The organism is Haematobacter sp., from assembly GCF_032102465.1.
Classification (GTDB): Bacteria; Pseudomonadota; Alphaproteobacteria; order Rhodobacterales; family Rhodobacteraceae; genus Haematobacter.
The window spans coordinates 1-4,698 of the sequence record NZ_DAMDHB010000074.1 but is presented as its reverse complement, the minus strand read 5'-3'; the positions used below and the strand labels follow the sequence as shown (position 1 = coordinate 4,698).

Below are 4,698 nucleotides of genomic sequence, written 5' to 3'. Positions count from 1 at the left end.
CTGTGGCGGCTGTGGCGGCTGCCGGAGCGCGCGGAAATATTCGCCCACGGCGCCCTGTCCGTTTTGCCAGAGCGGCCTGCTCCACACGCGGCGATCCTCTATCCTCACCTTTGCCAGCAGCAAGCAAAGGCTCCGGGAGCAGGCCCAAAAGGAGCTGCCTCCGCGCGCATCAGCCGGAGGCGAGGGCTGGATCGCGATCCAGCCCGAAATCGGTCAGATCGACGCGCCCTCTCCTCATCTCGCTGCCTTCACGAACGTGAATCACGGTGCTCTCCCCGGGAGAAACCCCTGCGGGACGTGACGCGAGAGGCGGGACGTGACGCGAGCGGCGGGAAGGGGCGCAGGGGGCGGGGGACCTGGCGCAAAAGACGGATATCGCGCCCTGTCTCTCCGCCGGGGGTCGCGGGGGGCGTCCCCCGCGCCTTGTTCACCGCCCGTGCTTACCCCAGACGCGTGATGAAGCGGGTTTCCACATAGGCGTCCAGCGCTTCCGAGCCGCCCTCCGTGCCGTAGCCCGAATCCTTGATGCCGCCGAACGGAACTTCCGGCAGGGCAAGGCCAAGATGGTTGATCGCCAGCATGCCGGATTCCACTTCGCGCGACAGCCGGTCCGCCGTGGCGGAGGCGCGGGTGAAGGCATAGGCGGCAAGCCCGTAGGGCAGGCGGTTGGCTTCCGCGATCGCCTCGTCCAGATCGCCGAACCGGTTCACGACCGCAACGGGGCCGAAAGGCTCCTCGTTCATGATCCGTGCCTCGGTCGGCACATCGGCCAGCACGGTCGGCTCGAAGAAGTAGCCCTTGTTGCCGATCCGCTGGCCGCCCGTGGTCAGCCGCGCGCCATGCTCCACGGCATCGCCGATCAGCGCCTGAAGGGCTGGAATGCGGCGCTCATTGGCGAGCGGGCCCATGTCCATGCCCTTTTCCAGCCCGTTGCCGACCTTCACAGCCTTCGCCGCTTCGGTGAAGCCGTCGATGAAGGCGTCGGCCACCTTCTCCTGAACGAGGAAACGGGTGGGCGAGACGCAGACCTGCCCGGCATTGCGGAACTTGTGCACGGACATCAGCGAGATCGCCTTCTCGATATCCGCGTCCTTCGCCACGATGACCGGCGCATGGCCACCAAGCTCCATCGTCGCGCGTTTCATGCTCTGCCCGGCGAGCGCCGCGAGCTGTTTGCCGACGGGGGTGGAGCCGGTGAAGGTCACCTTGCGGATGGTCGGATGCGGGATGAGGTATTCGGAGATCTCCGCAGGCACCCCGTAAACAAGGTTGATGACGCCCGCAGGCGCGCCCGCATCGATGAAGCAGCGGATCAGTTCGGCGGGAGAGGAGGGCGTCTCCTCCGGCGCCTTCACGATGATGGAGCAGCCCGTCGCCACGGCGGCGGAGAGCTTGCGCACCACCTGGTTGATCGGGAAGTTCCAGGGCGTGAAGGCCGCGACCGGCCCGACGGGAAGCTTCATGGTGATCTGCATCACCCCCGGCTGGCGGGAGGGGATGACCTGACCATAGGTGCGGCGGCCTTCCTCGGCGAACCATTCGATGGTTTCCGCGCCGGCGAGGATCTCACCCTTGGCCTGGGCAAGCGGCTTGCCCTGTTCGCGGGTCATCTTCCAGGCGATATCGTCGGCCCGCTCCCGCAGCAGCGCCGCGGCCTTGCGCATGACCTTCACCCGGTCCATGACGCCGGTGTTCTTCCAGATCTCGAAACCCTTCTCCGCGGCGGCAAGCGCGCGGTCCAGATCCGCCTGTTTGGCCCAGGCGACGCGGCCGATCTCTTCTTCCGTCGCGGGATCGACGACGGGGATCCACCCGCCCGTGCCATCGCACCAGGCGCCGTCGATGTGGAGCTGGACGTCTGTATAGGCAGGCATGATGGTTCCTCTCATCCGAATGCAGGTCAGCAGATGCGCCGCAGGCTGCGGCCCCGCGCAGTCTTGGCCCCGCTCTCCGTCAGGGTCAAGGGCGGGTTGTCGGTCAGGCGGGCAGATGCCTGACAGACGTCCGCCCGCCCGCCCGCGACGTCGGTTGCGGGCCTGCCGCCGGCAACCGACGTCGCGGGTTCGGCGACGGCTCCCTTGCCAGCTTCCGGTCCCGGTCCTACGCTTTCCCGAATGGCGGTCAGCGGAGATAGCTTCATGCAACTTCAGGTGTTGCAGGTCGATGCGCATCTCTCGTTCACTCTGGCGGTGTTCCTGCTCATCGTCGGGAAGATACTCACTTTGCGCTGGTCGCTGCTGCGCCGGTATTCCATCCCGGAGGCGGTTGCGGGCGGGCTGGCCTTCATCGCCGTCGTCACGATCCTCCACATGTGCTGGGGGATCGACGTGGAGATGGAGCTTGGTGCGCGGGATTTCCTTCTGCTCGTATTCTTTGCCGGGATCGGGCTGAACGCCGATATCCGGGCGTTGCGGGAGGGCGGCCGCCCCCTGCTGGTGCTGACAGGCATTTCGGTAGCCTTCATGGTCATCCAGAACATCGCGGGGGTTCTGGTCGCGCTGGCCTTCGGGCGTCCCGCGCTGGAGGGGCTGCTGGTCGGCTCCATCCCGCTGACAGGCGGCGTAGGAACGACCCTCGCCTGGGCGCCGATTCTGGAGACGCAGCACGGCATCGCCGCGGCGATGGAGCTGGGTGTCGCCTCCAATACGGTCGGGCTGATCGCGGCCTGTCTCATCGGTGGGCCGATGGCGGCCTTTCTGATGACCCGCTACCGGGTGCGCCCCTCTGAGGACAGACGTCTGGAAATCGGCGCCACGCATCAGAATCCGCCGCCGCTCGACTACATGTCGGTGCTATGGGCGGTCCTGCTGCTGGATGTCACGGTGATGGCGGGGCGGGCGCTGCATGGCGTGATCTCGCTCACAGGCGTCACGCTTCCCGCATTTGTCAGCTGTCTTCTCGCCGGTATTCTCGTCCGGGCGCTGCTTCCGGGCAGGCTGCGGGGCCGGGTGAGCCGCCAGTGGCCCGGGATGCGGCGCGCGATGGCGCTTCTGTCGGAACTGGCGCTGGGGCTGTTCCTGGTCATGGCGCTCATGGGGCTGAAGCCCTGGGCGCTCGCGGAGGTTCTGGGTTTCGTGACGGTTGCGCTGGCGGTGCAGATTGCCCTGACGCTGATCTACACGGTCTTCGTCGTGTTCCGCGCGATGGGGCGGGATTACGAGAGCGTGGTGATTTCCTCGGGCTTCGGCGGCATCACGCTCGGCTCCACGGCCACGGCCATCGCCAACATGACGGCGGTGGCGCGGCAATACGGGGCCGCGCATGCGGCCTTTGTGATCGTCCCGCTGGTTTGCGGGTTTTTCATCGACCTTGCGAATGCGGCCATCATCTCTGTCTTCGTACGGCTGTTGACATAGTGGCATTCAAATGGATTGAATTCAAACTAGTTGTATGGCATATTATTAGTATGCGTCATGATACTCCTCTCTCCCGTTTCGGTTTCGTCTTTTCCCGGACCGCACGCCGCTGGCGGCGCGAGCTTGACCTGCGTCTGGCCGGGATCGGCATGGCCGATGCAACCTGGCCCCCCCTCGTGCACCTCAGCCTGTCGGGGGGCGGGATCAGCCAGAAGGAGCTTGCGGAGCGTGTGGGCATCGACGGGTCGAGCCTGGTGCGGCTGATTGACATCCTGTCGGAGCGGGGGCTGCTCGAACGCCGGCCCGATCCGGCCGACCGCCGCTCCCGCCGGCTCTATCTCACCCCCGCGGGGGAGACGGCGGTCCAGCGGATCGAGGCCGTTCTGGAGCGAACGGAGCGTGAGATGCTTGAGGATCTCGGCCCCGATGACCTCATGCGTCTTCTGGAGGCGATGGACCACATCGACCGCCGCATCGCCCGCATGCAGCAGGAGGAGCGGTGATGGCCCGCCTCCTTTCCCGTCTGGGCATCGATGCGGCGCGTCTCCGCTTTACCGGACTGACGGCGCTTGCAGCCTGTATGTCGCTTGTTGCGGCCTGGGCATTGGGGCTCGAGCATCCGCAATGGTCGGCCATGTCGGTCTGGGCGGCGGCGCTGCCGGTGCGGGGCCAGCTTCTGGAAAAAGCCGCCAACCGGTTTCTGGGGACCGTGGTCGGCGCCCTGTTCGGCATGGGGCTGATGGTCGTCTCTGGCGGGGACATGGTGGTTCTCGTCGTGGGAATCGCGCTGTGGCTGGGGCTTTGCGCCGGGCTTGGGAATGTCATCCGGGGGTTTGCGGGCTATGGCGCCATGCTGGCGGGCTATTCCGCGGCCATGGTCGCGCTGCTGGATACCGGACACCCCGAGAATGTGCTGCACCTCGGGCTGGACAGGATGGCGACGGTGCTTGTCGGTGTCGCCATCGCGCTGGCCGTCGGCTGGGTCTTCGGTCGCGCCGCCGATGGGTCGGAGCCATATGCCCGCGTCAGGGCGCTGACCCGTCGCCTGCTGTCGGCGGCTGCCGCCACGCTCCGCGGCGTGCCTGCCGATGCGCGGGAGGCGACGGCCCTTCTCTCCGAAATGGCGTCGATCGAGGATACGCTGGACACCGCGACCGCTGGCTCCCGCCGCGCCCGCAGGAGCGCGCGGGCGACCCGCTGGCTTCTGTCGGGGCAGGTCGGGCTGATGCTCTGGCTCCGGTCGGAACGGGCGGGCCGCGTGCCGCGCGCGGGGGATGCGCAAACAGCGGCGGCGCTGGACACCGCTGCCGCCGCCATCGACCGGGGGGACGACATCTCGCCC

The 4,698-nt window shown here is 67.3% G+C and carries 4 protein-coding genes; 3 read left to right on the top strand and 1 reads right to left on the bottom strand.

The genetic code is table 11. The features are described 5' to 3' along the window. Positions 1-440: 440 nt before the first annotated feature. Complete coding sequence (locus RT513_RS20605) at positions 441-1,874, bottom strand: NAD-dependent succinate-semialdehyde dehydrogenase (RefSeq protein ID WP_290684705.1); 1,434 nt, start codon at positions 1,872-1,874, stop codon at positions 441-443. A 264-nt stretch (positions 1,875-2,138) separates the two neighbouring features. Between RT513_RS20605 and gltS the strand changes: the two genes are divergently transcribed. The 3 genes from gltS to RT513_RS20590 all read left to right on the top strand — a co-directional run. Continuing rightward, the gene (gene gltS / locus RT513_RS20600) at positions 2,139-3,356 is read left to right on the top strand and encodes a sodium/glutamate symporter (protein ID WP_290684703.1); all 1,218 of its coding nucleotides are present in this window, start codon (positions 2,139-2,141) and stop codon (positions 3,354-3,356) included. A 50-nt stretch (positions 3,357-3,406) separates the two neighbouring features. Continuing rightward, positions 3,407-3,859 (top strand): MarR family winged helix-turn-helix transcriptional regulator, encoded by a 453-nt coding sequence (locus RT513_RS20595; protein ID WP_290684701.1) that lies wholly within the window; start codon positions 3,407-3,409, stop codon positions 3,857-3,859. Then, a partial coding sequence (locus RT513_RS20590; protein WP_313534540.1) for an FUSC family protein occupies positions 3,859-4,698 on the top strand: 840 nt, incomplete at its 3' end. The genes RT513_RS20595 and RT513_RS20590, both read left to right, overlap by 1 nt.